Origin of the sequence: Myxococcus llanfairpwllgwyngyllgogerychwyrndrobwllllantysiliogogogochensis, from assembly GCF_006636215.1 — a bacterium.
GTDB classification, from domain to species: Bacteria; Myxococcota; Myxococcia; order Myxococcales; family Myxococcaceae; genus Myxococcus; species Myxococcus llanfairpwllgwyngyllgogerychwyrndrobwllllantysiliogogogochensis.
The window spans coordinates 1-26374 of sequence record NZ_VIFM01000075.1 but is presented as its reverse complement, the minus strand read 5'-3'; the positions used below and the strand labels follow the sequence as shown (position 1 = coordinate 26374).

Sequence of the window (26374 nt, the reverse complement as noted above, 5' to 3'; positions counted from 1 at the left end):
TTCAGGGGCTTGAGGCCTGGGGCGAGCCGGCCGATCTACCGCAAAGTCAGGGTTTCTTACAAACGCGAAGTCAAACCGGTTGCATGGGCGCCTTTGTTCCCGGGGAAGCGGGCTTGAGCTCCTCCAGGACACGCTTCTTGAGGGCCAGTAGTTCCACGCGCTCCGACAACAGTTGCCGCGTCTCTTCCGTGAGGTCGAACGCTCCCGGCGTCTGCTCTGTCGCGCGCTTTATATAAGTGAGCCGCTCATCGATGCGCCGCACCATGATTTCCCGGCAGATGGCGAAGAACGCATGCTCGAGCTCCTGGCCTTCCGAGGGGAGCTGGCGCCAGGACGTTTCGATGGCGCGCTTCACGGACTCGCCTGCTTCGAAGAGCGCATCCTGGGTGCCCTGGCCCGACGTGGCATGCGCGAGCGCCATGCGCAGTCCCATGTGGGACAGCTCGTCACAGACACGAAAGACATCCCTGCCGAGCAGGCGAGGCTCCCTCAGCACGGAGGCCACGTAGAGCGCCTCCATGGGCGGGGGCGGCTTCTCGGGCAGCGGGCGAGCGGGCGCGGCGGGGCCGCCATCATGCGAGGCCGAAGCGGCGGGCTTGGGCGTGGGGGGCACCTTGCTGCGCAGCGCGGCCTCCACGTCCGCGGAGCGCCAACCGAAGTGCTCCGCGAGGGCGGAGAAGAGCGACGAGCGCACCAGTCCCACGGGCACCTGCGCCGCCACGGGCTTGAGCCGCTCGAGTGCCGCCATCTTCTCCTCGAAAGACGCCCCCTTGCCCTGGGGCAGCAAGGAGGCGAACAGGTAGGCGGTGAGCGGTTGAGCGCTTTCCAGCAGCCGCTCCACACCCTCCGCTCCCTCTCGACGCGCGAAGACGTCTGGATCATCCCCCTGGGGCAGCAGCGCCACCCGGGCGGTCGCCCCGGCGGCGAGCAGCGGACCGGCGAGTCGCTCCACCGCCGCGATTCCCGCCGAGTCCCCGTCCAGGAGCAGCACCAGCTCCCGGGCCTCGCCGCGCTTGAGCACCTGCATGTGGCCGGGGGTGAGGTTGGTGGAGCACAGCGCGACGGCATGGCGCACGCCCACCTGATGCAGGCCGATGCAGTCGAAGTAGCCCTCCACGAGGACGGCGGCCTTGCGCTTGCGGACCTCGTCGCGCGCCTGGTCCATGCCGAAGAGCGTGTCGCTCTTGTTGAAGAGCCGGGACTCGCGCGAGTTGAGGTACTTGGGCCCTTCCTCGGCGCCGACGAGGCGGCCACCGAAGGCGATGGGGCGGCCCTCCGGCGCGCGGATGGGCACCATCAGCCGGCTGCGGAAGAAGTCGTAGCAGCCGTCTCCCGTGTTTCGCTTGAGCACCAGCCCGGCCTTCATGGCCCAGTCCAGCATGCCTGTCTTTTGAAAGCGCTCCGCGAGCGTGCTCCAGGCGTTGGGCGCCCAGCCCAGGCCGAAGGACTGCGCCGTCTCTTCCGACACGCCACGACTGGCGATGTAGGCCCGCGCGGAGCGGCCCTCGTCCTGCCAGAGGGTGGAGCGGAAGTGCTCGGCGGCCAGGTCCGTGGCCTCCTTGAGCTGCTGGCGCTCGCGCATGCCCGGGTCCTGCTGCGCCTCCAGGTCGATGCCCAGCTCGCGCGCCAGATCCCTCACCGCGTCGAGGAACGTCTTGCCCAGGTAGCGCTGGACGAAGGACACCGCGTCCCCGCTGGCCCGGCAGCCGTGGCAGAAATAGAAGTGCTTCTCCGGCACCACGTAGAAGGAGGGGGTCTTCTCCTGATGGAAGGGACAGCGCCCCTTCCACTCGCGGCCCGCCTTCTTCAGCTCCACATGTCGGGAGATGAGGCCCACGAGGTCTACACGCTCGAGGACTTCCTGGATCTTGTGTTCCGGGATCACGTCGGCCACCCCTCGTCCCGCACCTGGGCGGGCGCACTCCCGACATCCTGGCAGCCGGGCCTGACGTCGCCCGTCTGGTCGCCAACCCGCTGGATCACCCCGCCCACGAGGGCGAAGGACCGGCGACAGGGGGCGGGAAGGATGGCTGGGGACACGTTGGGGCTCCTGCGGCCCGGACGGCGCCTCCCTGGAAGGGGTGGGGCGCGCGACGGACTGGCCCTGGCACTTAATGACGGGGAGACGGGGGAGCAAGTTTCCGCTCACCCCAATCCCATCCACCCGAGGGGTCGCAGGAGCAAGCGAGCGACCCCGAACGGGTGGGAGACGGCTTCAGGAGAGCTTCGCCAGCTGGGCCTTCACGGCCTCGGAGATGGCTCGGCCCTCGGCCTTGCCCTGAATCTTGGGGGTGAGGTTCTTCATCACCAGGCCCATGTCCTTGGAGCTCGTGGCACCCACCTCGGCGATGGAGGCCTGGACGGCGGCGGCCAGCTCGTCGGGGGTGAGCTGCTGGGGGAGGTAGCTCTGGAGGATGGCGATTTCGGCCTCTTCCTTCTCCGCCATCTCCGGCCGGTTGCCGGCCTTGAACTGCTCCACGGAGTCGCGACCCTTCTTGATGAGGCCGGCGACGACTGTCAGCACACCCGCGTCATCGAGGGCGGAGGCACCGGGCTCCACTTCCTTGTATTTGATGGCGCTCTTGATGGCCCGAATGACGGTGGTGCGCGTCTCGGTCTTGGCCCGCATCGAGTCCTTCAGGTCCGCGTCGAGCCGTTCCTTGAGGGTTGCCATATATGCGACTCCGCTGGGGTGGTGGTTCGGGGGGGACTGGACGACGGGAGCCAGGGCACCTGACTGCTCGAGGGCGCCCCGGCTCTCACGCCGGCCTCGCAACTAGAACGACTTGCGGGCCTTCTTCACCGCGCGCTTCTTGGCGGCGAGGGCCTTCTTCTTCCGCTTCACGGAAGGCTTCTCGTAGTGCTCGCGCTTGCGGATCTCGGAAAGGATTCCGGCCTTTTCAGTGGCCTTCTTGAAGCGCTTGAGAGCGCTTTCAATGGATTCTCCCTCTTTCACTCGGATACCGGGCATGAGTTCACCTCCTTCCGCCATGCGTCAATGTGTGTGTACTTCAAAAGGGGAGCGGGTATGTCCCAGCGAGAGGCAAAACGCAAGGACGCAGGAGGGAAAAGCCCGGGGCGGATGCACTAGAATGTCCGCTGCGTGAGCCCTGCCCTCCTCCTGATGTTACTGCTGGCGACCGGTCAGCGTGGCGGCACCGGGACGACCGACTGCTGGAACTCCTGCCAACGACACGTGGCGGACCGGGCCCTCCGGGGCCGCGTGTGTGGCTCCTGCCTGTCAGGGGGACGGGTCGACTCCTGGGTGGCATCCCTGGGCACGGTCCGGCCGACTCCCCGCGACGCGCTCGCGTCTTCCCGCAAGGACGAGGACTGGCGGGTGCGGTGGGCTTCGGTGCGGGCCGAGGCGAAGGGGAAGGGGATTGCCGAGCGCCGCGTGCTCGCGGAGTGGGTGGCCAGCACGCCCACGTCGGCGGATCTGCAGGCGTGTCTCACGGCGGCACGCGCGGCCGCGGAGGCGGATCAATCCTCGGCGACCTTCCTTCGAGAGGCCGGAGCGCGGGGGCCCGAGGCGGCGGCTCGGGTATGGGCTCGCCGTGAGGCCATCCGGCAGGCGCTGGAGGTGGAGTTGTACTCGGAGGACCCGCGTGCGCGAGGGTCGGCGCTCGCCCACCTGGGGACGTTCATGGGGCGCAAGCCGGCGCGGCTGTTGCTCGATGCCACGGCGTCCAGGCCGGAGAGCACGGATGTCATTGGCGCCAGCGCGTTGAAGTCCGTGGCGCTGCGACAGCGCACCTCGGTGGGGCGCCTGTTGCTGGAGGAGGCGAAGCCCGCGGACGCGGTGCTCGTGAACCGACTCTTCGCCGTGTACTCGCGGGAGCTGGAAGAGCTTCAGCCGGAGCTGACGGCGCCCGAGCCCCGTCGCCGGGATTCGGCGGTGCTGTCGTTGGGCGTCTATGGACCGCTGGCCCGCAGGGAGATGGAGCGCGCGCTGGAGGATGCGGACCCCAAGGTGCGTGGCTCCGCGGCGCGGAGGATGGCGGAAGCGGAGGGCACGTCGCTGCGCGTGGCCGCCGAGCGCCGGGTGGAGGGGCGCGACGCCGCCGTGTCCCGGCCGTGGCTGGAGGCCATGGTGCGGGAGAAGGGCTGCGCGGGCTTCTTCCTGGATGTGGCGGGCAACCCGAGGATGCCCGCGGAGCTGAGAGGCCAGGCGCTGGCGTCACTGGCGGACTGTCGCGAGAGCGAGAACGAGCGGGTGGAGACGCTTTCGCCCTATCTGCGCGACTCGCAGCCCGTGATTCGGGCCGGGGCGGTGCGCGTGCTGGGCTCGATGTCCGTCCGGAGACCCGAGGTGATGGATGCCACCACGCGTGCGCTGGAGGACGACGCGCCGGAGGTGGTGGCCGCCGCGCTGGCGGTGGTCGCGGGGCAGCGCCAGTCGACCCGGGGGGACGCGGCCGCGGAGCTGCTGGGCTCGGAGCACCCGGTGGTGCGCGCCGCCGCCGCCCGGGCGCTGGAGGCCATTGGCCGCGCCGTCCACGTGAAGGTGCTGGCGTCCTGCCTGCGCGAGGACCCGGTGCCGGATGTCCGGGTGGCCGCCGCGCTCGCGCTGGGCCGACTGGGCGGGCCGCATGCCGCCGCCGCGCTGTCCGACGCCGTGGCCCGGGACGGGGACACCCACGTCCAGCACGTGTCGCGCGAGGGATTGCGGCGGCTGGGCTTCGGGCCCTGAGCCGAACTCAGGGGCCGCTGATGGCCTTGGCGTCCGAGCGGTTCCGACCCGCGCGCTTGGCCCGGTAGAGGTACTTGTCCGCCGCGGCGATGAGGTCCTCGGGCTGGGAGAAGTCCGAGTCCAGCAGCGTCGCCACGCCCAGGCTGATGGTCACCTTGATGGGCGTGCCGCCGAAGACGAAGTCCGCCTTGTCCACCGCGTACCGGCAACGCTCGGCGCAGGCGAGGGCCTGGTCCTCGGCGGACTCGCGCAGCATCAGCGCGAACTCCTCGCCTCCGTAGCGCGCCAGCAGGTCCTCGGTGCGCACGGTGTCGCTGACCCGCTGGGCGATGCGCGTCAGCACGTAGTCACCCGCCGGGTGCCCGTACGCGTCGTTGATCTTCTTGAAGTGGTCCACGTCGAACAGCACCAGCGACAGGTTCACCCGGTGGCGCAGGCAGTAGCTGAACTCCTTGCGCACCGTCTCCAGGAAGTACTTCTTGTTGTAGACGCGGGTGAGGCCGTCGCGCGTCGCCGACTCGTAGATGCTGCGCTGGTACTGCTCCTCTAGCTCGTCCTGGATGGAGAACTTGAGGACGGTGTTGGAGCCAATCTGGATCTTGTCGCCGTCGTAGAGCGGCGCGGCGTTGACCTTCAGGCCGTTGAGGTACGTGCCGTTGGTGCTCGCCAGGTCCACCACCTGGAAGCGCCCGTCGCCCAGCGCCACCACCTTGGCGTGCTTGCGCGAGATTCCGTCGTCCTCCACCTGGAACTGCGCCTCGGAGCTGCGCCCCAGCACCACCTCGGAGCGGTCCAGCTTGAACATCCGGCCGATGCCCGCCGCAGACTTGGCGCTGATGACGATCAGATAAGCGCTCTGCCGCTGGCCGTTGCCCAGCAGGTCCGAAATGGAATGGACGGAAGTTTTCTCCTCGGACATCGCGCCACCCATCTTACGGGCCGTTTTTTCATGGCGGCAAGCATGCTGCCGGCTTCCTTGCCGGCAACCCTCGCCTGGATTGGACTCACCGCGTTGGTTTGTGGCTCCGGCGACCCGGGGGTTCCACTGTCTTGCGTCCGACGGTCAGCTCCCCGGCCACCGGTGTCTGGATGAAGCGCGCGAGCGCCTCCGGAGAGCGGGGGTGATAGGCCAGTCCCTGCATCAGCTTCACCAGCGCCGCCGAGGGCGTCAGGTCCGCGCCGCCCACGGCCCCCTGGGCCAGGGCCGCCGCTCCAGATTCGTAGAGACTGAGATCCACGCCGTTGCGGTGGGCCTGACTCACCACGACGACGGGCACGCCGCGCTCCCGGGCCTGGGTGAACAGGGGCAGGAGCGAGCGCCCGAGGGCCGGGTCGATGGGGAAGTTGCCGGCCCCGTATGCCTCCAGGACGAGTCCCCGGACATGCGGAAGCAACTGCAGGGGCAGGGCGGGGTCCAGCCCGGGGTAGACCTTCAAGAGGAAGACGCGCGGATCCAGCTTCTCGTACAGGCGGAAAGGGCCCTTCGACCGCAGTCCCGGCTCGAATGTCGCGTCCACGCCCAGGGTGCCCAGCACGGGGCAGTTCGGGCTCTCGAAGGCGTCGTACTCGGACACCTTCACCTTGCGCGTGCGGTTGCCCCGGTAGAGGTGCGAGTCGAAGCAGATGGTGACCTCGCGCGGCCCCTGCAGCGCGGACAGCACCGCGTCGATGAGGTTGAGCCGCGCATCCGAGCGGACCTCCCCCAACGGCCGCTGGGAGCCCGTCAGCACCACGGGGCAGGGCGGGTTGCGCAACATGAAGGACAGCGCGCTGGCGGTGTAGGCGAGCGTGTCCGTCCCATGGGTCACCACGGCCCCGTCGAAGTCCTTGAGCTGCTGGTGCAGGTGGGTGGCCATGCGCTGCCACAGCTCCGGCTGCATCTCCGAGCTGTCCACGTTGCTGATCAGCTGCAGCTCGATGTCCGCGAGCTGGAAGAGCTCCGGGACGCGGGCCTTGAGCGTCTTGAAGAAGGCAGCGGGGCGCAGGGCGGATGGCCGACCTCCGGCCATCCCCAGCGTGCCACCGGTATGCAGGAGCAGGACTCTGGGCATGATGGGCAAGGGTGCTTCCCTGCCAAGGCTTGCGTTGCTTTACAAGCCCCGCGAGCGTGGCTAAGACCCGCCGCGTGCTCCTCTCCTGCTGGAAGCGTGTCATTCCCCTGCTGGCCGCCGTGGCGCTGACCAGCTCGGGCTGCAAGAACCCGGAGGGCTCCGCGCCCGCCTCGAACCCGGCTCCGGCCGCCGCTCCGGCTCCCGCCGCGACTCCGCCGCCGCCCCCGGCCCCTCCGGCCGCCGCCCCGACGGACCCCGCCGCGGCCCTCTCCGGCATCCCGGGCATGGACTTCTCCTCGCTCTCCGCGGCCTCCAAGCGGGAGCTGGCCACCGTCCTGAGCGACGAGTTCTGCTACTGCGGCTGCCCGCACACCCTGGGCGCCTGCCTGAAGTCGCACAACACCTGCCGCCACGCCAAGCGCATGGCCCGGGTGGCCGCGCGCATGGTGTCCGAGGGCAGCCCCGCCACCGAGGTCATCGTCCAGCTGTCCCAGTACTACGGCGCCTTCCGTGAGCAGCGCGCCCAGTTCAAGGTGGACGACCGGATGTGCATGGGCGCTGTGTCCGCCCCGGTGACGGTGGTGGAGTTCTCCGACTTCGAGTGCCCCTACTGCGCCAAGGCCCGTCCCGTCCTGGAGGCCTTCGCGAAGAAGAATCCGGCCCAGGTGCGCTTCTGCTACCTGCCGTTCCCCCTGTCCAACCACGTCAACGCGGTGCCCGCGGCCCAGGCGGCCCTGTGGGCGAGGGATCAGGGCAAGTTCTGGCAGATGCACGACGCCCTCTTCACCCACCAGGAGAACCTCAAGGCGGAGGCGCTGCCCGCGCTGGCGAAGGGGCTGGGGCTGGACGGCGCGAAGCTTACGGCGGTGCTCAAGTCGGACGCCTACAAGCAGGAGCTGGAGGGCTTCCGCAACCAGGGCCGCGCGGCGGGCCTGTCCGGCACGCCGACCGTGTACTTCAACGGGCGCGCGCTCGACCTGAGCTTCATCCAGGAGGACCTGCTCAACCACAGCCTGGAGGATGAGCTGGAGTGGGTGAACAACAAGAACGCCTGGGCAGCCGACTGACACGGAGATGACGCAAAGGTTCCGCATCGACGCGGGGCAACTCGTCCCCGAGGATCGCCAGAGCCCCTCTCCATTGACGGGGCGCTCGGGGACGTACGCGCTGATGCCCACGTCCCCGGACCTGCTCGTCTTCTCCCGGGGCCCGAGCGAGGGTGGCACCATCGCCGCGCCGCGCGTGGTGCTCTCCGGTGACGCGGGCGGCTTCCCGCTGTCGGATCTGATGGCCTTCCTCAGCCAGTCGCGGTGGAGCGGCATCATCCGCGTCCACTCCCCTGGCGGCGAGCGCTCCGTCACCTTCCGGGACGGCGAGGTGCGCGGCGCCTCGTCGGACGACCCCGCGGACCGGTTGGGCGAGGTGCTGGTGCGTCTGGGCTACGTGGACCGCACGCAGGTGGAAGCCGCGCTCAAGGGCCAGCCCCCGTCCAAGGTGGGCCGCGCCCTGGTGGAGAAGGGTTTCCTGCAGGCGCACGACCTCTTCAAGTGCGTCACGCATCAGGTGAGCGAGATCTTCCACGCCATCGTCCTGTGCCGGGAGGGGAGCTTCTTCCTCATCGACCAGCCGGTGGATGAGAAGGCGAGCCACTCCATCCAGCTCTCCACCCAGAGCCTGTTGATGGACAGCATCCGGAAGATCGACGAGATGGCGCACTTCCGGAAGCGCATCCCCCATGGCCGGCTGTACGTGGCGCGCAAGCGTGCCTCGGATGGGAAGCTGGAGGAGGATGAGGACCGGGTGCTGGGGCTGCTCGACGGCCGGCGCACCATCCTGGAGCTGGGCCACGCCGCCCGCCTGTCCGAGTTCGACATCACCAAGGTCGTCTTCCGGTTGCTGGAAGGCGGCTTCGCGTCGCTGACCGACAAGCCGCTGCTCGTGCCCGCCGGCCCCGTGCCGACGGTGGGGCCCACCGGGGCCCAGACTCCGGCCACGCCCGTGCCCGCGGGCCCAGGGCGTCCGGTCGCGAGCGCCGCTCCGGCGGTGGACCCTCGCCCCGTGGCGCGCGTGTTCAACTTCATCTTCCGGGAGATTCGCGACGAGGTGGCCAAGCAGGGCATGGACCGTGAGTTCATCGCCGCCGCCAACGCCGCGCTCTCCGGACAGGCCTTGTCGTCCTCTCCCGTGCTGGAGGGCCTGGCCTTCCAGTCGGATGGGAGCCTGGCCGAGCCCCGGTTGATGGATGCCTTCGAGCGGCACCGCGCCCAACTGGGCAGCGAGCCGCTGGCGTCCTTCAAACAGGCGCTCAGTGACGTGATGTTCTTTTTGCTGTTCCAGGCCGGTGAGCTTCTGGAGTCGCGCGCGGACGAGGACCTCGCCCGTCGCGTGAAGGAGCTACTGGCGACGCTCGAGGGGCCGTGACGACGGATTCGGATTGGCCGCGGTTGACGGCGGATGTGCCTGGTTGTGGTGGTGCCTTCAAGCTGGTTCCCGAAGACTTCGAGGTCGAGGAGCTTCCCGCCTACCAACCGTCGGGCGAGGGAGAGCACCTCTACCTGTGGCTGGAGAAGCGCGGCCGGGACACGCGCGAGGTGGTGCGCGCGCTGGCCTCGTCGCTGGGCGTGTCCGAGGACGACATCGGCGTGGCGGGGATGAAGGACCGGCAGGCCGTCACGCGGCAGTTGCTCTCGGTGCCCGCGCGCGCGGAAGCGCGACTGGGGGAGTTCGCGCTGGAGGGCGTGCAGGTGCTGTGGTCGAAGCGGCACGGCAACAAGCTGCGCACCGGCCACCTGCGGGGAAATCGCTTCAAGCTGCGCCTGCGGGGCGTGCGTGACGTGGAGGCCGCGCGAGAGTGCTTCTCGCGATTGTCCGCGGGCGGTGTTCCCAACTACTTCGGCGAGCAGCGCTTCGGCCGTGCGGGAGACAACGCGGACCTGGGCCGGTTGCTGGTGCTGGGGCAGCGGCTTCCGAAGCGGCCCGAGCGCTTCCAGCGCAAGTTGTACCTCTCCGCCTTCCAGTCGCGCATCTTCAACCGGGCGCTCGCGGAGCGCGTGCGTTCCGGCACGCTGTCCACCGCGCTGCTCGGTGATGTGCTGCGCAAGGAAGAAACGGGCGGCCTCTTCGTGTGCGAGGCGCCGGACGTGGATGGTCCTCGCGTCGCGTCGTTCGAGGTGAGCCCCGCCGGGCCGTTGTTCGGCCCGAAGATGACGGCCGCCACCGGCGCGGTGGGCGAGTTCGAGGCGAGCCTGCTGGTGGGAGAGGGCGTCACGCCGGACGACTTCAAGCGCGGTGGGGGCGAGACGGAAGGAGGGCGCAGGCCGTATCGCGTCCGCCTGGGCTCGCCCGAGCTGACGCCGGAGGGCGAGGACCTGTGGCTCGCGTTCGAGCTGCCCCGGGGCGCGTACGCCACCGAGGTCCTCCACGAGCTGCTGAAGGACGACTGACGTCCTCTCGCCGGGGTGATGCCCTGGCGCGAAGCCTGATGGGGCTCGCCCGCGCGGGCCCTTTCGTCCGCGACTCCTCTGGGATGTTGTGCGCGCGCGTGACGTCGAGGGCAGTGGATGCGCTGAAAAGCAACGCGCCATCGGGACACTTCGCGGAGGCGCTGGCCGTGCATGCCCCGGCCTTGGGGGGGCTGCGTACGCGGGACACCCGTCGCGCGCACCGTGCGCGGCGACCGTGCATGCCCCGGCCTTGGGGGCTGCGTACGCGCGGGACACCCGTCGCGTGCACCGTGTGCGGCGAGCGTGCATGCCCCGGCCTTGGGGGCTGCGTACGCGGGGCACCCGTCGCGCGCACCGTGCGCGGCGAGCGTGAATGCCCCTGCCTTGGGGTGGGGGACCGCCTGCTGCCTGACTTCGGCCGGGCGGAGAGAGGCCCGGTGTGAAGCGCTGGCGGGCCGCTTGCCCGTTCCTGCCGCCGAGGACAACCCACGCGCTGAAAAGCGAAGCGCCTCCTCGGGACGGAAGCCCGGGAGGCGCTGGTCCTGCTTGCCCCGGCCTTGAGGTGGCCGGGGCGGGGCTGCCTACTGCGTGACGATGTTGAACTCCGTGCGGCGGTTCTGCGCACGGCCCGCCTTGGTGGTGTTCGGCCCGATGGGACGCGTCTCGCCGAAGCCCACCGCCTCCATGCGGCCCGGGTCGATGCCCTTGCGCAGCAGCTGCGCCATCACCGCGTCGGCGCGCTTCTGCGACAGCTTCAGGTTCGACTCGTCCTTGCCGAGCGAGTCCGTGTGGCCCTCGATACGGACCTTCTGGATCCACGGCGCATCCCTCAGGGCCGATGCCACGTCCTCGAGGATGGCGGTGCTCTGCTTGCCGATGATCTTCGCGGAGCCGGACCCGAAGAGGATCTGCTTCTTGATTTCAATCCGGTCCTTCTTGATGACGACGTTCTTGTACTGCTTCGGGCAGCCGCGCTCTTCCTTCGTGCCAGGCGCATCGACGCACGCATCGAGTCGGTCCACCACGCCGTCATTGTCCGTGTCCTTGTCCGCGCAGCCGCTGTTCTCCGGCGGACCCGCCTCGGTCGGGCACTTGTCCTGTGCATCCGCCAGGCCGTCCGCGTCGTTGTCCAGGTCCGGGCAGCCGTCCTCATCCTGGAAGCCGTCCTTGTCCTCGGGCTCGTCGGGGCACTTGTCCTGCCCGTCGTTGACGCCGTCGCCGTCCTTGTCCGGGCAGCCCATGTTCTGCATGGAGCCCGTCTCGTTGGGGCACTTGTCCTGGGCGTCGACGATGCCGTCGTTGTCGTTGTCCAGGTCCGGGCAGCCGTCCTCGTCCTGGAAGCCGTCCTTGTCCTCGGCCTGGTCCACGCACTTGTCCAGCGGGTCGACGATGCCGTCGCCGTCGCGGTCCTTCGGCGCCTCGGCCGGGCAGCCCTGGTTGTCGGCGACTCCCGCCAGCACCGGGCACTTGTCCTGGGCGTCGAGCACGCCGTCGTTGTCGTTGTCCGCGTCGGGGCAGCCGTCCTCGTCCTGGAAGCCGTCCGTGTCCTCGGCCTGGTCGGGGCAGGGGTCGTCCTTGTCCAGCACGCCGTCCCCGTCGCTGTCCGTCTCCTCGATGCGGACCACCACCTGGGGCTGCTGCGGCTTGGTCTCCGTGGGCTGCTGCGGCTGCTGCGGGGCCTCCGGGCGCTCACGCACCAGCACCTGGCGCGGACCGCAGTTCTTCGACAGCTCCAACGCCCGGTCCACCGCCGTGTCGGCGACGCGGACGTGCGAGGCGGCGCGGCCGCTGTTGCCCTGGCTCAGCTCACCCTTGGCGAAGTCGAGGTAGGCCTCGGCGGTGGCCAGTTCCACCGGGGCGCAGCGCAAGGCGCCGCTGCGGCGGGCCCGCTCGACGTCCGCGGCGAGCACCTGGGTGTCCGCGCGAATCTTGCTGCCGCTCACACAGCCGGCGACCAGGAGGAGGGACAGCAGCGCTGCAAGGGAGGGACGCGTCATCGGGAGCGCTCGGTGCGTCACGGGTTCGGGGTCCGTTCGCCAGTGCCAGTGTCGGAATCGCTGCCAGCCACGGACATCGCCTTCTCGCGGGCTTCATTGGCGAAGCGGGAGGCCTTCACCGCGAAATCCACACCGGCTTGATAGTCGGAGTAGCCAACCTCCTCGCGAGCCTTCTCCAGATACAGGTTGGCGGCGGTCCACTCGTACGGGGCCAACTTGTCGGCCCCAGCCGTGCGCGCTGCCTGAATCTGGACTTCGGCGTCGAGGATGTTCGCGGTGGACTTCACGGGGCCGCACGCGGTGAGCGCCCCCGCCACCGCCACCAGCACCGTCAGGTTCTTCATAGGGTGGCGCCTCTAGAGGAGGGAAAGAGGCATCGGTCGTATCAATCGCCTCTTGGGGGGTCAAGAATCGGGCATACCCCGTTGAGGAGGGGGGCCGGCCGGCGCCTGGGACTTTGACGACCGGCGCCACCCTTGCCATCGTCGCCCTCCCGTGCGCCCGTCCGTCCTCTCCGCCCGCTTCCTGGTGTTGCTCGCGCTGCTCCTACCCCCCCTGGCCCTGTCCGCCCAGGCCTCCGCCGCCAAGCGCGGCGAGCGCCGTGCCGAGACGGAAAAGGTCATCCAAACCGTCATCCAGGGCGGAGCCGTCCCCGCCGCCGTCTCCCGGCTGCGCTACCTGCGCGAGGAGCCCTATGCCGCCGACCTCATCAACGAATCCATGCGCCGGGTGCTGGAGGAGCGGGTCCGCCGCAACCTCGTCGCGGTGCTGGCGGGACTGGACACGCGTTCCGCGGAGCCGGCCCTGGTCCGCTTCGCCGGCGACGGCGACAGCACGGTGCGCATGTACGCCGCGCAGGGCCTGGCCCGGCTGAAGAGCCGCAACGTCCAGGTGCTGCTGCCGCTGCTGGATGACAAGAGCAGTGGCGTTCGCCGGGACGCGGCCCGGGCCCTGGGCGCCTCGCGCAACCCGAAGATGGGCAAGGCGCTGATGGCGGCCGCCAAGCAGGAGCAGGAGCTGGAGGTGCGCGCCATCATGCTGGCCGCCGCGGGTGAGACGGGCGACGCCAAGCAGGTGAAGCCCCTCAAGGAGTACCTGACCAACGACTCGGAGAGCACCCGCTTCGCGGCGGCGCGCGGCCTGTGCCGCCTGGGTTCCCCCGAGGGCTTCGCCTTCGCCAACAAGCTACTCGGCGCGCAGGACCGCTTCGTGCGCCGGCAGGGGCTGGAGCTGTTCGAGGGAGTCGCCGCCAAGAAGGCCACCCCCGCGCTCAAGCCGCTGCTGGAGGACAAGGACCGGGGCCTGGCCGCCGGCGCCGCGCGCATCCTCTACCAGGGCGGAGACAGCGCCATGCTGGACTGGCTGGTGCTGGCCTCGTGGAACGCCAAGGGCGAAGAGAAGCTGTCGTACGAGAAGGAACTAGAGACGCTCCAGCTCCAGGATGACCGGCGCAAGGCCATCCTCCGAAGGGCGGGCGTGGCGCAATGACGTGGGCGGTGGTGCTGGCCGCGGCGCTCGCCACCCAGGCGACCCCGGCCTCCTCGACGAAGGCCTCCGCCACGCCCGGCGCGGCGCGGATTCTCGACTCCGGCTCGGCGGCGGCCCAGGCGGCCACGGCCACCCCCGCGCGCCCCAACGGCTGGACGGGCATGGACGCGAGCGCCTTCGCCGCCCTGGTGTCGGAGGCGTCCAACGCGCCGTTGACCGAGCGGCTGCTGTCCATGAGCCAGCGCTTCGTCAACACGCCCTACGTCCTGTCTCCGCTGGGAGAAGGCGCGGGCGTCGATCCTGATCCAACGTTCCGCCTGGACGCGGTGGACTGCCTCACCTTCGTCGAGCAGTCCCTGGCGCTGGGGCTCGCGCGCACGGAGCCGGAGGTCGCGCCGCTGCTCGAGCACATCCGCTACGCCCAGGCCCCGGCCTATGAGGACCGCAACCACCTCATGGAAGCGCAGTGGCTGCCCAACAACATCCGCAAGGGCTTCCTGCGCGACGTGACGCGGCGCTTCGGGGGCGAGGACGCGGTGGCCGTCACGAAGACGCTGACGCCCGTGACCTGGCAGTCCCGCTCGTCCCAGGCGCTCCAGCTCCCCAAGGCGCGTCAGCCGGTGGGCACCTTCGCGATGAACATGATTCCGCTGGAGCGGGTGATGGAGCATGCGCGCTCCATCCCCTCCGGCACCATCCTCGTGGTGCTGCGCGAGGACCTTCCGCTGAAGGCCACCCGCGTGACGCACCTGGGCTTCGTGGTGCAGCGCAAGGGCCGCACCTACCTGCGCCATGCCTCGCGCGGGGGCTACAACCGCGTCGTGGACGAAGACTTGGAGACCTTCCTCGGCCGCAACTCCCGCTATGCGAAGTGGAAGGTCACCGGGGTGAGCCTCTTCGAGGCCCGCCGTCCGGAGTCCTCCGCGCCCGGCGCCGTCGTCCGCTCGCCCTGACGCTCAGAGGGTGGATGGGGGGGCGGCCGACTGCTCGGTCTCCCGCTCCTCGTCCTCGGCGGCCCTGACGGCCTCGTCGGTGGTGGCCGCTTCCTGGGCCCGCTCCCGCTCGATGAGGGCGGCGGCGCGCTCCTGCTGCTCCTCGGGCACCAGGATTTCCCACCAGGGAAGCAGGTTGCCCGTGGTCAGCTTGTCCACCACGCCCGAGCGCCCCGCGCGCACCAGCACCGGGATGTCCGTCTCCTGGAGCAGCTCCACGAAGACCTCCACCATCAGCGGGTTGTCCGTGGTGCCCGCGCGCACGAAGACGCGCTTGTCCAGCTCATGCGGGAGCGGGAGCCCCCGGCTGCGCATCTCCCCTACGTCCACCAACCGTGGGTTGCCTGGACAGTCCGAGCATTGCTCGATGTCGTCCCGATATTCCGATCCGCACCTGGCGCAGTACTTCATGTCTGTCCCTCCTGCCCGTGGATGTCCTGGAGGGACATAGTAGGTCTGGTGTCCTGCCGCGGCACCGGGGGCCAGTCCTTCCGTTCACTGCCGGGCGTCGTCGTCGCCCTGCCAGCGGCGGGCCTCGTCTCCCAGGCTGCCGACGGCGCTGCTCAACCGCTCCACGTCGATGGGCTTGCGCAGCACCAGGTCACAGTGCTCGGCGCCGTCCACCTGGGTGTAGCCGGAGACGAGGATGACGCGGGTGCGTGGCGCGCGAGCCTTCACCCGCCGGGCGAGCTCCGTGCCACACAGCCCCGGCAGCGACTCGTCCGTCACCACCACGTCCGGGAGCGTGCTCTCGAAGGCCCGCAGGCCCGCGAGCCCGTCGTGGGCGGTGACCACGTCGAACTCGAACTCGAGCAGCTCCGCGAGGAGCTCCCGGCTGTCACCATCGTCCTCTACGAGGAGGACCTTGATTCGCTCGGCACCCATGCGTCTGGGTAACTCTGGCCCTTGTCGGATTCGTCCGCCGCGAGGACGCGGGGCCAGGTGCCTCGTCGCCTGGAGGGCAGGCGGGTGGAAGAGCCCCCCTCACCGGCGGGCGGGAGGCTGTCCATCTTCGAGCCTTGGAGGTGATGCCATGAAGGTGTTGATGCGGGGCGTGCATCTGACCCTGACAGAGTCGCTGAGGGACTACCTGCAGGAGCATCTGGTGCGCCACATCGAACGGTATGCGGACGACGAGGCGGCGGAAATCGACATCTCGCTGGTGGACATCAACGGTCCGAAGGGTGGGGTGGACAAGGAGTGCCGGGTGACGGTGCGCATGCCAAACTTCGCTTCCGTGCATGTCACCGAGCGGGCGGAGACGCTGTTTCCCGCCATCGACGCGGCGCGTGACCGGCTGGAGCGCACCCTGCGCAAGGCCGTGGACAAGCGCCGTGACGTGCACACGGACGGGCTGCCCGACGACGTGGCGGCGAACGTTCCGAGCTATTAGCCGGGGGCCTGCCTCGGTGTAGGGCCCGGTCTTCCCGGTCGTCCACCGGGCGGCCGGGCCCGCGTTGTCCGCTGCCCGAATCTTGCTGGGTCCGAATGGTGAACGCTATAAGCGGAACCCTTCACCCATGGGCTAAAGGACGGCGATGGTCCGCCTCAAGTTCCTCCTCTTCGCGTTCCTGGTCATTGGACTGGGGCTTGCTCATCTCCCGATGCTGTCGGGACCGCTTCGCGCGCGCGCGGTGGACGGAGCCACGGCCCAGTCCGCCTCGGGTGTTGCCGAGGTGGCGCGTCGCGTGGACGCGCGTCGCGCGGAGGTGCAGGCGCTGGCGCTGAAGCTGGCCGCCACGCCGGACGTCGCCTCCGCTGTCCACGCGCTGCTTCCCCCCAAGCCCGTCGCCTCCGTGCGTCCCCCGTCGCGGGACAAGGACAAGGCCGACGACAAGGACGCCCTCCAGCCGCTGACGGCGGAGCGCTTCACGGCTGTGCGCACGGCCGTCGAGGCCGTGCTGCCCAAGGAACTCAAGGGCGCGGTGGTGGCGCTGGCCGCGCCGGACGCCGCGTTCCATGCCGTCGCGGGCGCGGAGCCGTCCTCGGATGCCACGAAGCTGGACGTCGCCGCGCTGGCGAAGGCCGGCACCTCGGTGGTGGACGCGCTCGGTGCGGCGCACGTTTTCGCCTCGGTGCCCGTGCTGTGGGGCGGGGACTTCGGCATGCAGCCGGCGGTGACGCTGGTGGTGGGCGCGCCGCTGCTCGACGAGGGCGCGCTGGAGGCCGCGGTGCAGGCCACCGGCGTCTCCGCGCTCGGGTTGGTGAAGGGGGACTCGGTGACGGCCGTGGGGCCGGACAAGTTGCTCGCGGAGGGCTCGCTGGCGCAGGTGGCGGCCAACACGAGCGGAGTGGTGCTGCGCCGCGGCAGCCTCCAGAACCTGGGCCCGCTGGGCCTGCCTCTCATGACGGAGGGCGATGCCATGGGAGGCAAGGCGCCCCTGTCGGTGGGCTCTCGTCGCGCGCTGGAAGGCACGCCGCTGGAAGTGCTCGCGGTGGCCGGGACGCAGCCGGTGCTGGGTGCTCTGGCGGACTACCAGCAGAACGCGCTCGTCGCGCTGGCGGGGCTCCTGGGCCTGACGCTGGTGTGGACGGTGCTGATGGGGGGCTCCCGTTCGGGCTCTGGCGACGACGTGCAGGGCACCTCCGACACGCTCAGCCTGTCGGCCGCGATGGCGGCGAATGCGCAGATGCACGCGCAGGTTCCTCACGCGCCGCAGCCGGTGGCGGCCACGCCGACGCCAGGTCCGCTGCCAGACCCGTTCGCCTCGGCTCCGTTCGCCGCCCCGCCGACGCCGGGCCCGTTGCCGGACCCGTTCGCGCGTGGGGCTCCTCCTCCGGCGGTGGCTCCCCTGTCGGATCCGTTCTCCATGGCGCCCCCGCCTCCGGCGGCCCAGCCCTTCGGCTCGGCGGACCCGTTCTCCATGGCGCCTCCGCCTCCGTCGGCCCAGCCGTTCGGCTCGGGGGACCCCTTCGCGCTGCCGCCTCCGGCCCCCGCGCCGGTGTCGAACCCGTTCGCTTCGGCGGATCCGTTCGCGCAGGCGGATGCGTTCCCGTTCCCCGCGCCGCCTCCCGCGGTTCCGCCGCCTCCCGCGGCCAGTCCGTTCGGTTCGTCGGGCGCGTCCATGCCCTTCGAGCCCGAGCCGGGTGGCTTCTCCGCCTCGGGTGAGCCCCTGTCGACGGCGTCGCCTCGTCGCGGCGCTTTCGCCTTCGAGGACCAGCCCACGGCGGCGTACACGCTCCAGCAGGCGGCGAACCCGTTCGCCCTGGCGGCTGCTCAGTCGCCGGACAACCCGGAGACGACGCGCGTCGCGGCCATTCCGCGCGAGCTGCTCCAGGCCAGCGCCCGGCCGGCCGAGGTACCCATTCCGTTGCCGCCTCGCGCGGGGGGCCCCGCCGCCATTCCTCTCCCGGGCGCGGGCCCGTCGGGCAACTCCGCGGTGGCGCTCTCCGAGGAGCAGCACTTCCAGGAGGTCTTCCGCGAGTTCGTCACCACCCGTGAGCGGTGTGGCGAGCCGGCCGATGGCCTGACGTACGACAAGTTCGTGCAGAAGCTGCGCAAGAACAAGGAGCAGCTCGTCCAGAAGTACGCCTGCAAGACGGTGCGCTTCCAGGTCTACGTGAAGGAAGGCAAGGCCGCTCTCAAGGCCACGCCCGTCAAGGACTGAGCGCGGCTTCCACCGCGTGACGGCATCGGGGCCCGGGGCGACACATCGCCTCGGGCTCTGTGCTTTTCAGGTGCTGGTGCTGAACCGGGCCTGGTCGCTGGCCCCTGGTGATGCTGCCTACGGGGCGCTCGCGGCGCCGGTCGCCATGAGGTCCGCGCGTGGGAGCACCACGCTGAAGCGCGCGCCCTGGCCCGGCTCTCCGCCGACTTCGAGCTTGCCGCCATGCTCCTGGAGGATGCGCGCGGCGATGGCCAGCCCCAGGCCCGTTCCGCCGTCCTTGGTGGTGAAGTAGGGCTCGAAGATGCGGGCGCGGTGCTCGGCGGGGATGCCCGGGCCGCTGTCCTCGACTTCGATGATGGCGTCCGCGTCGGTGCCCTTCACTCGCACGCGCAGGGGGCCGCCCTTGCCAGCCATGGCCTCCTCGGCGTTCTTCACCAGGTTGACCAGCACCTGCGTCAGCATGTCCCGGTCCACGCGCGCCACCACGCCCGTCTGGAGCGCCGGGAGTATCTGGATGCCCTCGGGAGGTGTCGCGTAGAGGGCCAGCACGCTCTGCGTCAGCTCGGACAGGTCCACGGGCGCCAGTTGCGGCTTGGGCATCCTCGCGAAGCGGCTGAACTCGTCGACGATGCGCCGCAGCCGGTCCACCTCTTCCAGCACCACGCCCGCGCTCTCCTTGAAGAACTCCGGGAAGCGAGGGTGCCCGGCCTCCTGCGCCGCCAGCAGCGTCTCCAGCGACATGCGGATGGGCGTCAGCGGGTTCTTGATTTCGTGGGCCAGTCGCCGCGCCACTTCCTGCCACGCGGCGATGCGTTCACTGGCCACGAGTCGCTCCGTCGTCGCCTTCAGCTCGGACGTCATGTGGTTGAACGTCCGGACCAGCTCGCCCACCTCGCCCGTGGCGGCGGCCGTCACCTGGACATCCAGCGCGCCTTCCGCCACGCGCCGGGCACCCTCGGTGAGCGCCTCCACCGGCCGGGTCATCCACCGCGACACCAGCAACCCGAGCAGCATGGCGAAGGCGCCGCCCAGTCCGGCCAACAGGAGGAAGGCGCGCATGACGCCTTCCTCGGCCTCGCGCGCGGCGGCACGGCTGAAGACGAGTCGCACCGTGGCGGCATCGCCCAGGGGCAGCTCGCGCGCCACCGTGGGAGGCAGCGCCGTGCCGGCCCGGGCCAGCTCGGTGTCGCCGGAGACGAGCGAGACTTGCGCCTGGGTCAGCCGCGCGAGGTGCTGGGCCAGACTGTCGTCGAGCAGCACCCCGCCCACCGCCCACAGGCGCAGGTCCCCGTAGTCCACGGGGCGCGCGGTGACGAGCGCCGGCATCTGTCGCAGGCCCGAGGAGGTGCGCACCTCCACTCGCACCGGGACGGGCTTCGACGAGGCCACTTTCGTGACAGCGAAGAGGGCCGGGTCCGGGTCTCCGCGCCGCGCGGGCAGGTGTCCGGAGGACAGCACCGTGCCGCCCCGGTCGAAGAGGGCGAGCACCGTCAGTCCCCGCGTCTTCATCAGCGCTTCCGCCGTGCCTGCTTGAATGGCTCGGGTGGGGCGCTCACGGGCCTCGCGGGCGAGGTCGTCCATGGCGGCGCTGTCCACCAGCTCCTCCACCGCGCGTCGGGCGGTGGTGGCCGAGCGCTCCAGTGACTCCTGGGCGCTGGTGGTGGCGGCCTGCATGCGTGCGTCCAGTTCACGGGACAACGTGTCGCGCAGGCGCGAGAGGGTGGGCAGCACCACCACCGCGAGCGGCACCAACGCGAGCAGGGCGAAGGCGAGCGCCAGCCGGGTCCTCAGGCGCAAGGGGCCATCCTCCAGTCCGCGCCCCGTGGCCAGGAACTCAAGCGGTCCTTGACGCCCTCCCTCGCACGCGTCACGGGCGCCCCCCGGTCCCCGCTCCCTCGGGTGGAAGCATGAAGGCGCCGTCCAGCATGGGCAGGCCCTGCGCATCCATCACCAGTCCGCCCACTTCCGGCACCACGCGCAGCCCCAGTCCTTGCGCGTACAGCGGAAGCAAGGGCAGCGATGCGGCGAGCGCCAGGGCCCGCTCGCGAACCCGAGCATCCCGCGCCGCCGCGTCCGACAGCGCGCCGATGGCGGGCAGCTCCACGCCCAGCAGGTCCTTGCGTCCCCCCGCGTCCAGCACCACCGCCAGGGCGGGGCCAGGAACAGGCGGAAGGAGCAGCGCGTGCAGCATCAGCTCGAAGTCGCCCTTGGCCCAGCGGGCGCGCAGCGCGGAGCGCGTGAGGGGCTCCAGGGCCACGGTGTAGCCCCGCTCGTGCAGCTTCACCTGGATGCGCTCGGCCACCGCGCGCTGGTCCTCCAGCGCAGCGTCGTAGACGAGCGTCACCGTGCGAGCCGGACCCGACGCGGGCGTCGCCGGGCGAGGCTTGGGCCCCTGTTGCATCAGCGCGGGCGGCAGCAGGTGCGGCATGGGCACCGCCGGGCCGCGCACGAAGAGGCGCGTGAGGTCCTCGCGGTCGATGGAGCTCTCCACCGCCTGCCGGAAGTCCGCCGGAACGCGCCGGGGCGAGAAGGCGAGATAGGTGGCGTAGAGCAGCGCGCCCGACGCGTTGTCCGTCTCCGAGGCGACCCCCAGCTCCAACTGTGCCTGCCGGGTGGACCAGAGCCGGGCCAGTCCCCGCTCATCCGTGGAGGTGAGCAGCAGTCGGTCCAGGTACGGGCGTCCACGTGGCCAGCCGAGCTGCGCATCCAGCGTCCCACGCCCCGCCGAGGAGAACGGGCCCGGAGTCGACGAGGCCACGGGCGCGGCCAGGGCCGGGTGGCACAGCGCGCGCTCCAAATCGGGCCACGGAAACGAGAGCGCGAGCTCCAGTGAGGCACCGCTCGCGTTGACCTGCCGTCCCTCGCCGCGCAGCGGATAGAGCAGGGCACGGTAGGGCGAAGCCCCTTCGGTGCTGGACAGTCGCATCCACGCACGCGCCAGGGCACCCGCCGTGGCGGCATTGGGGAGCATCACCCGCGCGGATTGCGGAGTAGGGCGCGACAACTCACGGGCCAGCGTGGGGCGCGCCTCGCCTTCCGGTGTCACAGCGCAGACTGGCCGGGACAACAACCCCAGCAGCGTGGCTTCGAGAGGAGTGTCGGCGAGCGCGGGCTCTCCAATCTCGGGCGGCCCGGCATGGGCCACGCGCAGCTCTCCGCCATAACGGGGCCGTCCGGCCGCGAGCGCGGACGCGGAGCCCAGGAGCACGAGACTGGCGAGGGCGATGCGGCGGGACTTCATGGAGCACCCTGGCGAAGGAGGAACAGCTCACCGGTGCCATCCGGCTTCCACAGGCCCACGACCACTTCACGGCGCTCGTCGCCATCCAGGTTGGCCGTCACCACGAACAACGCGCGCCCCGCGGGCAGCGCGCCCTGCCACAGCGGCTCGTGCACCGTGGGGTCTCCTCCGTTGAGGGAGTGGACGCGGAGCACGTCCGGTGAAGGCTGGAGCAGGGTGGACGTGGTGAGCAGCTCCGGCGTGCCGTCTCCGTCCAGGTCGCCCAGGGCACTGCCCGCGCCCAGCGCGCTCAGCCGCGTCGGCGCCGCACCCGCGCGCGGATAGAGTGAGCCGGTTCCATCCGCGTGCACGAAGAGCATCCTCGGCGGCGCGAGGCTCGCGGTGGTGAAGGGCGCGGAGAGTGTCACGGGCTTGCCGTCCGCGAGCCGCACCTCGGCCTGGAACGCGGTCTGCCCGGGGACGAAGCTTCCTCGCTCCACGGGCCCCAGCGGCGCGCTGTCCAGCGTGCCCACGGGCCGCAGCGTGCTTCGACCCTTCTCCAACACGAGCACCTCACCGTGCGCGCGACGCGTACTCCACGCGGCCAGCCGGGGCGGCCCCGACAACACGGCCAGCGCGCCAAAGGGCTCCCGCGTGGTGGCGTTGCCGAAGGGCAGTGCGCCCAGCTCCCTGCGGGCCAGCAGCCGTCCATCCGCCGCGAAGACGGACACGTCCGCCTCCGTCAGCACCGCGATTTCGTCGCGGCCATCCCCGTCCAGGTCTCCCGCCGCGAGCGCCGCCACGGGCTGCTCCAGCCGGACCAGCGTCGCGCCCAGAAGTCGGATGCCCCGAGGACCGCTCGTGGGAGGCGACGTCGTCGAGGGGGCCACCGAGGCCAGGGCGAGCACCTCCGCGTCCGCGTCCACCGACTCGACGAGCGCGCCCGACGGCCGAGCGGGACGTGTCGGCGCGCGGCCCGACCAGAAGTTGACCCACGTGCCCAGCGCGTCCCCACGGGCCCGCAAGGCGCCTGCCTCCACATCCAGCGTCAGCCTCACCAGCGTGCGCGCCCCCTGCGCGCGCGCCACGCCCTCGGCGGCCTCGGCGCTCGCGGCGTCCACCACGGTGGGCGCCAATCCCTCCGCGGAAAGTCGCGCGGCGAGCACGCTGCCCACGGCGCGTCGCAGCTCGGCCGAGCCTCCCGAGAAGTACAGCGCCACGGGCGCCTCGGCGGGCAGGGCGCGCACGGAGGCGGACAGCTCCCGCGCGAGTCGCTGGACGGCCGAGGCGGTTTCGTCGGGGGAAGTCTGCGATGCGGCACTGGCCGCGAAGGCGAAAAGCAGCGGTGCGAGGACCCGGGCTCGGCTCACAGACCCTTCCTGTTGCCTTCGTTGAGGAAGAACTCGTCGGTCGTCACCTGGCCCGGAGGCGGGGCCTCGGCGGTGGGCTGGGTGCCCTCGAGGAACGGCTCCAACCGGCCTGGGACGGAGGCGCCGGCCAGCAGCCCGGTGGCGGGGTCGATGCGAACCTGGAGGATGCCGGCGGGCACCTCGAAGTCGCGCGCGGGCAGGCCCTCGTGGGCCACGCGCATGAACTGGAGCCAGATGGGCAGCGCGGCGCGACCACCCGTCTCGCTGCTCCCCAGTGGCGAATTGTTGTCGAAGCCCACCCACGCGCTGGCCACCCAGTCCACCGTGTAGCCGGAGAACCACGTGTCCTTGGACTCCTGCGTGGTGCCCGTCTTGCCAGCGGCGGGGCGATTCAGCTCGCGCACGGCCTTGGCCGTGCCTTCCTCCACCACGCTGCGCATCAGGGACGTGGTGAGGTACGCGACGGCGGGAGAAAGCGTCTCCTCGAAGGCTGGCTGATGCTCCTCCAACACCTTGCCGCGCGAGTCGCGCACGCGCAGCAGCATGAGCGGCTCCGCGTAGCGGCCATTCGCCTGGAGCGTGGAGTAGGCGTTCACCGCCTCCAGCATCGTCACCTCGCCGGTGCCCAGCGCCAGCGTCAGGTTCTCCGGCAGCGGCGAGTGGATGCCCGCCCGGCGCGCGAAGTCGATGACGGTGGGGGGCGTGAGCGCCTCGATGAGGCGCACGGACACCGTGTTCTTCGATTTGGTGAGGGCCTGGCGCAGCGTCATCGGCCCTTCAAAGCGACGGTCGTAGTTCTGCGGCTTCCACGCCTTGCCCGTGTACGGGTCCCGAATGGACTCCGGCGCGTCGTTCACTTGAGACAGCGGCGTGTAGCGCCCGCTGCCCAGCGCCGCGGCGTAGAGGAAGGGCTTGAAGGACGAGCCCGGCTGACGCCTGGCCTGCGTCGCGCGGTTGAACGACGAGCGCGCCGCGTCATACCCGCCCACCAGCGCCACGACGTTGCGGTTCTCCGGGCGGATGACCACCAGCCCACCCTGCACGAGCGGCACCTGGTCCAGCGTGGCCTCCACGAAGGCCGGCGCGGGAGGCGCCTTCAGGATGCGCACGTAGACGAGCTGCCCCTTGGCGAACACATCCGAGATGTTCTTGGGCGCGCCCTTGCCCTTCTGCCGGGCCCAGGTGACGGTGGAGTACGCAATCTCCGCGGTGCGGCCCACCAGGTCCACGCGCGCCACGTTCCGCTTCTCGTCCAGCTCGGTCACGTAGCCCGTCAGCCGCAGCCCTTCCGACAGGGGCTTCAGGAGCACGGCGCGCACCATCAGCTCCTCCTCGGAAGGGGGCGCCTCGTCCTCGGGCGTGAGGTCCGGGCGCTGCTCCTCCGCGCCATCATCCTCGGTCTCCCCCTTCGGCTCCGGCGTCGCCGCCTTCTCCTCCTGCGCGAGCGGCGCCAGGTCCGCCACGTAGCCCTGGTCCTTCAGTCGGCGGCCCGCCTCCTCGATGCGCGTGGCGACCATGCCGCGCAGGCGAGCCCACTTCTCATCTTCCAGCGTGCCTCGTGGACCCCGGTAGCCCTGTCGCCTGTCCACGGCCTCCAGGCCTTCACGCACGGCCTGCTCGGCGGCGACCTGGAGCTTGGGCACCATGGCGATGTCCACCCGCAGGCCCCCCTTCATCACCGCGTGCTCGCCATAGCGCTCGATGAGCGTGCGACGAATCTCCTCCGCGTAGTACGGGCCCACGCCCCGCTCGGGACGCGGGGCCAGGACGATGGGCTTGTCCAGCTCCGCTTCCGCCACGTCGCGCGGCACGAAGCCATGGTTGGCCATCTGCCCGAGCACGTACCGCTGACGCGACTTCGCCCGCGTCATGTTCGTCTCCGGGTTGATGCGGTGGGGAATCTGCACCGTGCCCGCCAGCACCGCGGCCTCGCCCACGTTCAGTTCCTTGGCGTGCTTGCCAAAGTAATAGAGCGCGGCCTCCTCCACGCCGTAGCGGCGCTTCCCGTAATAGGACTGGTTGATGTAGAGGCCGAGAATCTGGTCCTTGGTGAGCGCCTCCTCGACGCGCGGGGTGAGGATCCACTCGCGAATCTTGCGCGACAGGCTGCGCTCGGGCGTGAGCAGCAGGTTCTTCACCACCTGCTGCGTAATCGTGGACGCGCCGGACTTGCGGCTGCCGGGGATGAGGTTCTTGATGGCGGCGCGAGCGATGCCGAACGGGTCCAGGCCCACGTGTTTGTAGAAGTCCGCGTCCTCGGCGGCCAGGAAGGCGTCGCGCACGTGGGGCGGCAGGTCCGCTACGCGCACCACCGTGCGCTTCTCATGCGCGTACTCGGCGCAGATGCTCCCGTCCGCGCACGTCACCTTGGTGACCTGGGGCAGCTCGTAGTGCTGGAGCGCGTCCACCGAGGGCAAATCCCGGCTGTAGTAGACGTACGCCCCCACGCCGACCAGCACGACGAGCAGCAGGCCCACGGCGCCGGTGATGAGCAGCCGCTTGGTCCACTTCCAGAGGCGCGCGCCAAGCCCGGGGCGTGGCGGAAGGGGCGCGGGCGCCGGGGCGGGAGGTGGAGGAGCTTCGGGCGGAGTGGGCATCACAGGGGCCAGGGTCATGTGCTTCTCGACGGGAGCTGCACGTTAGACCAAGTCGGGATCTGAATTCGGGAATCGGACCGGGCCGCACCTGGAGGCTGGCCTCCAGGCAGGGGAGCGCTATGGCATTTCGGGCATCGGGGAGAGTGCCTCCCGTGCCCGAGGCTCGGGCGAGTCCAGGTCCACCTGGGCCACGCGGCTCAGCCGGTCCGCGTTGACGCGGGCCTGGACGTAGCGCGGGGACAGCCGGGTGGCGGTGGCGTACGCGGCGCGGGCCTCTTCCTTGCGGCCCAGCCGCTCCCACGCCACGCCGAGGTTGTTGTGAACGTAGGCCACGTTCGGCAGCAGCTCGGCGGCCTGCGTGAGCACCTCCGCGGCCTTCGCGTTCTCTGCCGCGCGCAGGTACGCGAAGCCCAGGTTGTTGAGCGCGTAGCCATGCTCGGGGTCCAGGTGCACGGCCTGCTGGAAGCGGAGGATGGCCGACGCCAGCTCCCCGCCCACCAGGTGCGCGCGGCCGAGCACCTGGTACGCCTCCGCGTCCTCCGGAGCGCGCAGCACCGCCTCCTCGCCCACGCGCACCGCCTCCCCGTGGCGTCCCAGGGACACGAGCAGTCGGGCCTGCTGGATGAGCGCCCCCGCGTCCTCGGGCACCAGGCTCCCCAGCCGCGCGTACGCCAGCAGCGCGACGTCGGACTGGCCGTGGAGGCGAGCGAGCCGGGCGGCCAGCGTCAGCGCGTCCGTGTCGGCCGGGTCGTCATGCAGCGCGCGACGCACCTCGGTGAGCGCGCCGGACACGTCCCCCAGCTCGCGCAGGGAGCGCGCGCGGCCCAGGTGGTCCACGCGTCGGCCGTGCTCGTGGGTGAGCGCCAGGACATCCTCGGGCGCCGGGCGCGCTCCCTGCGCGAGCTGGGGGACGTG

At 70.8% G+C, this 26374-nt stretch carries 22 protein-coding genes; 8 read left to right on the top strand and 14 right to left on the bottom strand.

Annotation, left to right across the window (positions count from 1 at the left end; genetic code table 11):
- Nucleotides 1–70 precede the first annotated feature (70 nt).
- The 3 genes from dnaG to rpsU form a co-directional block, all read right to left on the bottom strand.
- Nucleotides 71–1885 carry a DNA primase gene (gene dnaG, locus FJV41_RS20065; RefSeq protein ID WP_141644133.1) on the bottom strand — a complete coding sequence of 605 codons (1815 nt, stop codon included), beginning with the start codon at nucleotides 1883–1885 and terminating at the stop codon, nucleotides 71–73.
- A gap of 330 nt (nucleotides 1886–2215) precedes the next feature.
- On the bottom strand, nucleotides 2216–2674 hold the full coding sequence (locus FJV41_RS20060; protein ID WP_141644121.1) for a GatB/YqeY domain-containing protein: 459 nt from the start codon (nucleotides 2672–2674) through the stop codon (nucleotides 2216–2218).
- A 102-nt stretch (nucleotides 2675–2776) separates the two neighbouring features.
- Nucleotides 2777–2971 carry a 30S ribosomal protein S21 gene (gene rpsU / locus FJV41_RS20055; protein ID WP_002614080.1) on the bottom strand — a complete coding sequence of 65 codons (195 nt, stop codon included), beginning with the start codon at nucleotides 2969–2971 and terminating at the stop codon, nucleotides 2777–2779.
- 132 nt (nucleotides 2972–3103) lie between these two features.
- On the opposite strand from rpsU, the gene FJV41_RS20050 reads away from it, so the two are divergent.
- Nucleotides 3104–4693: a HEAT repeat domain-containing protein gene (locus tag FJV41_RS20050; protein WP_246137299.1), complete on the top strand. Its 1590-nt coding sequence runs from the start codon at nucleotides 3104–3106 to the stop codon at nucleotides 4691–4693.
- 7 nt (nucleotides 4694–4700) lie between these two features.
- On the opposite strand, the gene FJV41_RS20045 is transcribed toward FJV41_RS20050, so the two are convergent.
- Together FJV41_RS20045 and FJV41_RS20040 are read right to left on the bottom strand one after the other, a co-directional pair.
- The gene (locus tag FJV41_RS20045) at nucleotides 4701–5612 is read right to left on the bottom strand and encodes a GGDEF domain-containing protein (protein WP_141644120.1); all 912 of its coding nucleotides are present in this window, start codon (nucleotides 5610–5612) and stop codon (nucleotides 4701–4703) included.
- Nucleotides 5613–5697: 85 nt separating this feature from the next.
- Nucleotides 5698–6744, bottom strand: a complete 1047-nt coding sequence (locus FJV41_RS20040; protein ID WP_141644119.1) for an asparaginase — start codon at nucleotides 6742–6744, stop codon at nucleotides 5698–5700.
- Between the two features lie 56 nt (nucleotides 6745–6800).
- On the opposite strand from FJV41_RS20040, the gene FJV41_RS20035 reads away from it, so the two are divergent.
- The 3 genes from FJV41_RS20035 to truD are packed head-to-tail and all read left to right on the top strand — an operon-like array spanning nucleotide 6801 to nucleotide 10187.
- A complete protein-coding gene (locus tag FJV41_RS20035; protein WP_246137298.1) occupies nucleotides 6801–7811 on the top strand; it encodes a DsbA family protein in 1011 nt (336 codons plus the stop codon).
- A gap of 7 nt (nucleotides 7812–7818) precedes the next feature.
- Nucleotides 7819–9165 carry a DUF4388 domain-containing protein gene (locus tag FJV41_RS20030; protein WP_141644118.1) on the top strand — a complete coding sequence of 449 codons (1347 nt, stop codon included), beginning with the start codon at nucleotides 7819–7821 and terminating at the stop codon, nucleotides 9163–9165.
- Entirely contained in the window at nucleotides 9162–10187 is a 1026-nt protein-coding gene (truD, locus tag FJV41_RS20025) for a tRNA pseudouridine(13) synthase TruD (RefSeq protein ID WP_141644117.1), read from the top strand. The genes FJV41_RS20030 and truD overlap by 4 nt, the downstream gene beginning before the upstream one ends.
- 581 nt (nucleotides 10188–10768) lie before the next feature.
- On the opposite strand, the gene FJV41_RS20020 is transcribed toward truD, so the two are convergent.
- Nucleotides 10769–12184, bottom strand: a complete 1416-nt coding sequence (locus tag FJV41_RS20020; protein WP_141644116.1) for an OmpA family protein — start codon at nucleotides 12182–12184, stop codon at nucleotides 10769–10771.
- Nucleotides 12185–12201: 17 nt separating this feature from the next.
- The gene (locus FJV41_RS20015) at nucleotides 12202–12528 is read right to left on the bottom strand and encodes a DUF4398 domain-containing protein (RefSeq protein WP_141644115.1); all 327 of its coding nucleotides are present in this window, start codon (nucleotides 12526–12528) and stop codon (nucleotides 12202–12204) included.
- Nucleotides 12529–12679: 151 nt separating this feature from the next.
- On the opposite strand from FJV41_RS20015, the gene FJV41_RS20010 reads away from it, so the two are divergent.
- Nucleotides 12680–13672: a HEAT repeat domain-containing protein gene (locus FJV41_RS20010; RefSeq protein WP_141644114.1), complete on the top strand. Its 993-nt coding sequence runs from the start codon at nucleotides 12680–12682 to the stop codon at nucleotides 13670–13672.
- Complete coding sequence (locus FJV41_RS20005) at nucleotides 13669–14625, top strand: N-acetylmuramoyl-L-alanine amidase-like domain-containing protein (RefSeq protein WP_141644113.1); 957 nt, start codon at nucleotides 13669–13671, stop codon at nucleotides 14623–14625. The genes FJV41_RS20010 and FJV41_RS20005 overlap by 4 nt, the downstream gene beginning before the upstream one ends.
- 3 nt (nucleotides 14626–14628) lie before the next feature.
- On the opposite strand, the gene FJV41_RS20000 is transcribed toward FJV41_RS20005, so the two are convergent.
- Both FJV41_RS20000 and FJV41_RS19995 read right to left on the bottom strand, forming a co-directional pair.
- Nucleotides 14629–15075 carry a putative signal transducing protein gene (locus FJV41_RS20000; RefSeq protein ID WP_141644112.1) on the bottom strand — a complete coding sequence of 149 codons (447 nt, stop codon included), beginning with the start codon at nucleotides 15073–15075 and terminating at the stop codon, nucleotides 14629–14631.
- An 84-nt stretch (nucleotides 15076–15159) separates the two neighbouring features.
- Nucleotides 15160–15549 (bottom strand): response regulator, encoded by a 390-nt coding sequence (locus FJV41_RS19995; RefSeq protein WP_141644111.1) that lies wholly within the window; start codon nucleotides 15547–15549, stop codon nucleotides 15160–15162.
- Between the two features lie 148 nt (nucleotides 15550–15697).
- On the opposite strand from FJV41_RS19995, the gene hpf reads away from it, so the two are divergent.
- Together hpf and FJV41_RS19985 are read left to right on the top strand one after the other, a co-directional pair.
- A complete protein-coding gene (gene hpf, locus FJV41_RS19990; protein WP_141644110.1) occupies nucleotides 15698–16057 on the top strand; it encodes a ribosome hibernation-promoting factor, HPF/YfiA family in 360 nt (119 codons plus the stop codon).
- Between the two features lie 145 nt (nucleotides 16058–16202).
- A complete protein-coding gene (locus tag FJV41_RS19985; protein ID WP_141644109.1) occupies nucleotides 16203–18272 on the top strand; it encodes an MXAN_5187 family protein in 2070 nt (689 codons plus the stop codon).
- Between the two features lie 117 nt (nucleotides 18273–18389).
- On the opposite strand, the gene FJV41_RS19980 is transcribed toward FJV41_RS19985, so the two are convergent.
- From FJV41_RS19980 to FJV41_RS19960, 5 genes are all read right to left on the bottom strand, one after another.
- Nucleotides 18390–20069 (bottom strand): sensor histidine kinase, encoded by a 1680-nt coding sequence (locus FJV41_RS19980; protein WP_141644108.1) that lies wholly within the window; start codon nucleotides 20067–20069, stop codon nucleotides 18390–18392.
- A 70-nt stretch (nucleotides 20070–20139) separates the two neighbouring features.
- The gene (locus FJV41_RS19975) at nucleotides 20140–21513 is read right to left on the bottom strand and encodes a periplasmic substrate-binding domain-containing protein (RefSeq protein WP_141644107.1); all 1374 of its coding nucleotides are present in this window, start codon (nucleotides 21511–21513) and stop codon (nucleotides 20140–20142) included.
- Nucleotides 21510–22862: an FG-GAP repeat domain-containing protein gene (locus FJV41_RS19970; RefSeq protein WP_141644106.1), complete on the bottom strand. Its 1353-nt coding sequence runs from the start codon at nucleotides 22860–22862 to the stop codon at nucleotides 21510–21512. Before FJV41_RS19970 ends, FJV41_RS19975 begins: the two co-directional genes overlap by 4 nt.
- Nucleotides 22859–25477 carry a penicillin-binding protein 1A gene (locus FJV41_RS19965; protein ID WP_181790791.1) on the bottom strand — a complete coding sequence of 873 codons (2619 nt, stop codon included), beginning with the start codon at nucleotides 25475–25477 and terminating at the stop codon, nucleotides 22859–22861. Before FJV41_RS19965 ends, FJV41_RS19970 begins: the two co-directional genes overlap by 4 nt.
- Nucleotides 25478–25576: 99 nt before the next feature.
- Nucleotides 25577–26374 (bottom strand): tetratricopeptide repeat protein (locus FJV41_RS19960; RefSeq protein WP_141644104.1); only part of this gene is annotated, 798 nt, incomplete at its 5' end.

What these genes read in the sequence shown, in the direction of transcription:
- FJV41_RS20060 (WP_141644121.1), bottom strand. Translation starts at nt 2,674, where the DNA reads ATGGCAACCCTCAAGGAACGGCTCGACGCGGACCTGAAGGACTCGATG.
- rpsU (WP_002614080.1), bottom strand. Translation starts at nt 2,971, where the DNA reads ATGCCCGGTATCCGAGTGAAAGAGGGAGAATCCATTGAAAGCGCTCTC.
- FJV41_RS20045 (WP_141644120.1), bottom strand. Translation starts at nt 5,612, where the DNA reads ATGTCCGAGGAGAAAACTTCCGTCCATTCCATTTCGGACCTGCTGGGC.
- FJV41_RS20040 (WP_141644119.1), bottom strand. Translation starts at nt 6,744, where the DNA reads ATGCCCAGAGTCCTGCTCCTGCATACCGGTGGCACGCTGGGGATGGCC.
- FJV41_RS20030 (WP_141644118.1), top strand. Translation starts at nt 7,819, where the DNA reads ATGACGCAAAGGTTCCGCATCGACGCGGGGCAACTCGTCCCCGAGGAT.
- FJV41_RS20020 (WP_141644116.1), bottom strand. Translation starts at nt 12,184, where the DNA reads ATGACGCGTCCCTCCCTTGCAGCGCTGCTGTCCCTCCTCCTGGTCGCC.
- FJV41_RS20015 (WP_141644115.1), bottom strand. Translation starts at nt 12,528, where the DNA reads ATGAAGAACCTGACGGTGCTGGTGGCGGTGGCGGGGGCGCTCACCGCG.
- FJV41_RS20005 (WP_141644113.1), top strand. Translation starts at nt 13,669, where the DNA reads ATGACGTGGGCGGTGGTGCTGGCCGCGGCGCTCGCCACCCAGGCGACC.
- FJV41_RS20000 (WP_141644112.1), bottom strand. Translation starts at nt 15,075, where the DNA reads ATGAAGTACTGCGCCAGGTGCGGATCGGAATATCGGGACGACATCGAG.
- FJV41_RS19995 (WP_141644111.1), bottom strand. Translation starts at nt 15,549, where the DNA reads ATGGGTGCCGAGCGAATCAAGGTCCTCCTCGTAGAGGACGATGGTGAC.
- hpf (WP_141644110.1), top strand. Translation starts at nt 15,698, where the DNA reads ATGAAGGTGTTGATGCGGGGCGTGCATCTGACCCTGACAGAGTCGCTG.
- FJV41_RS19985 (WP_141644109.1), top strand. Translation starts at nt 16,203, where the DNA reads ATGGTCCGCCTCAAGTTCCTCCTCTTCGCGTTCCTGGTCATTGGACTG.
- FJV41_RS19975 (WP_141644107.1), bottom strand. Translation starts at nt 21,513, where the DNA reads ATGAAGTCCCGCCGCATCGCCCTCGCCAGTCTCGTGCTCCTGGGCTCC.
- FJV41_RS19965 (WP_181790791.1), bottom strand. Translation starts at nt 25,477, where the DNA reads ATGACCCTGGCCCCTGTGATGCCCACTCCGCCCGAAGCTCCTCCACCT.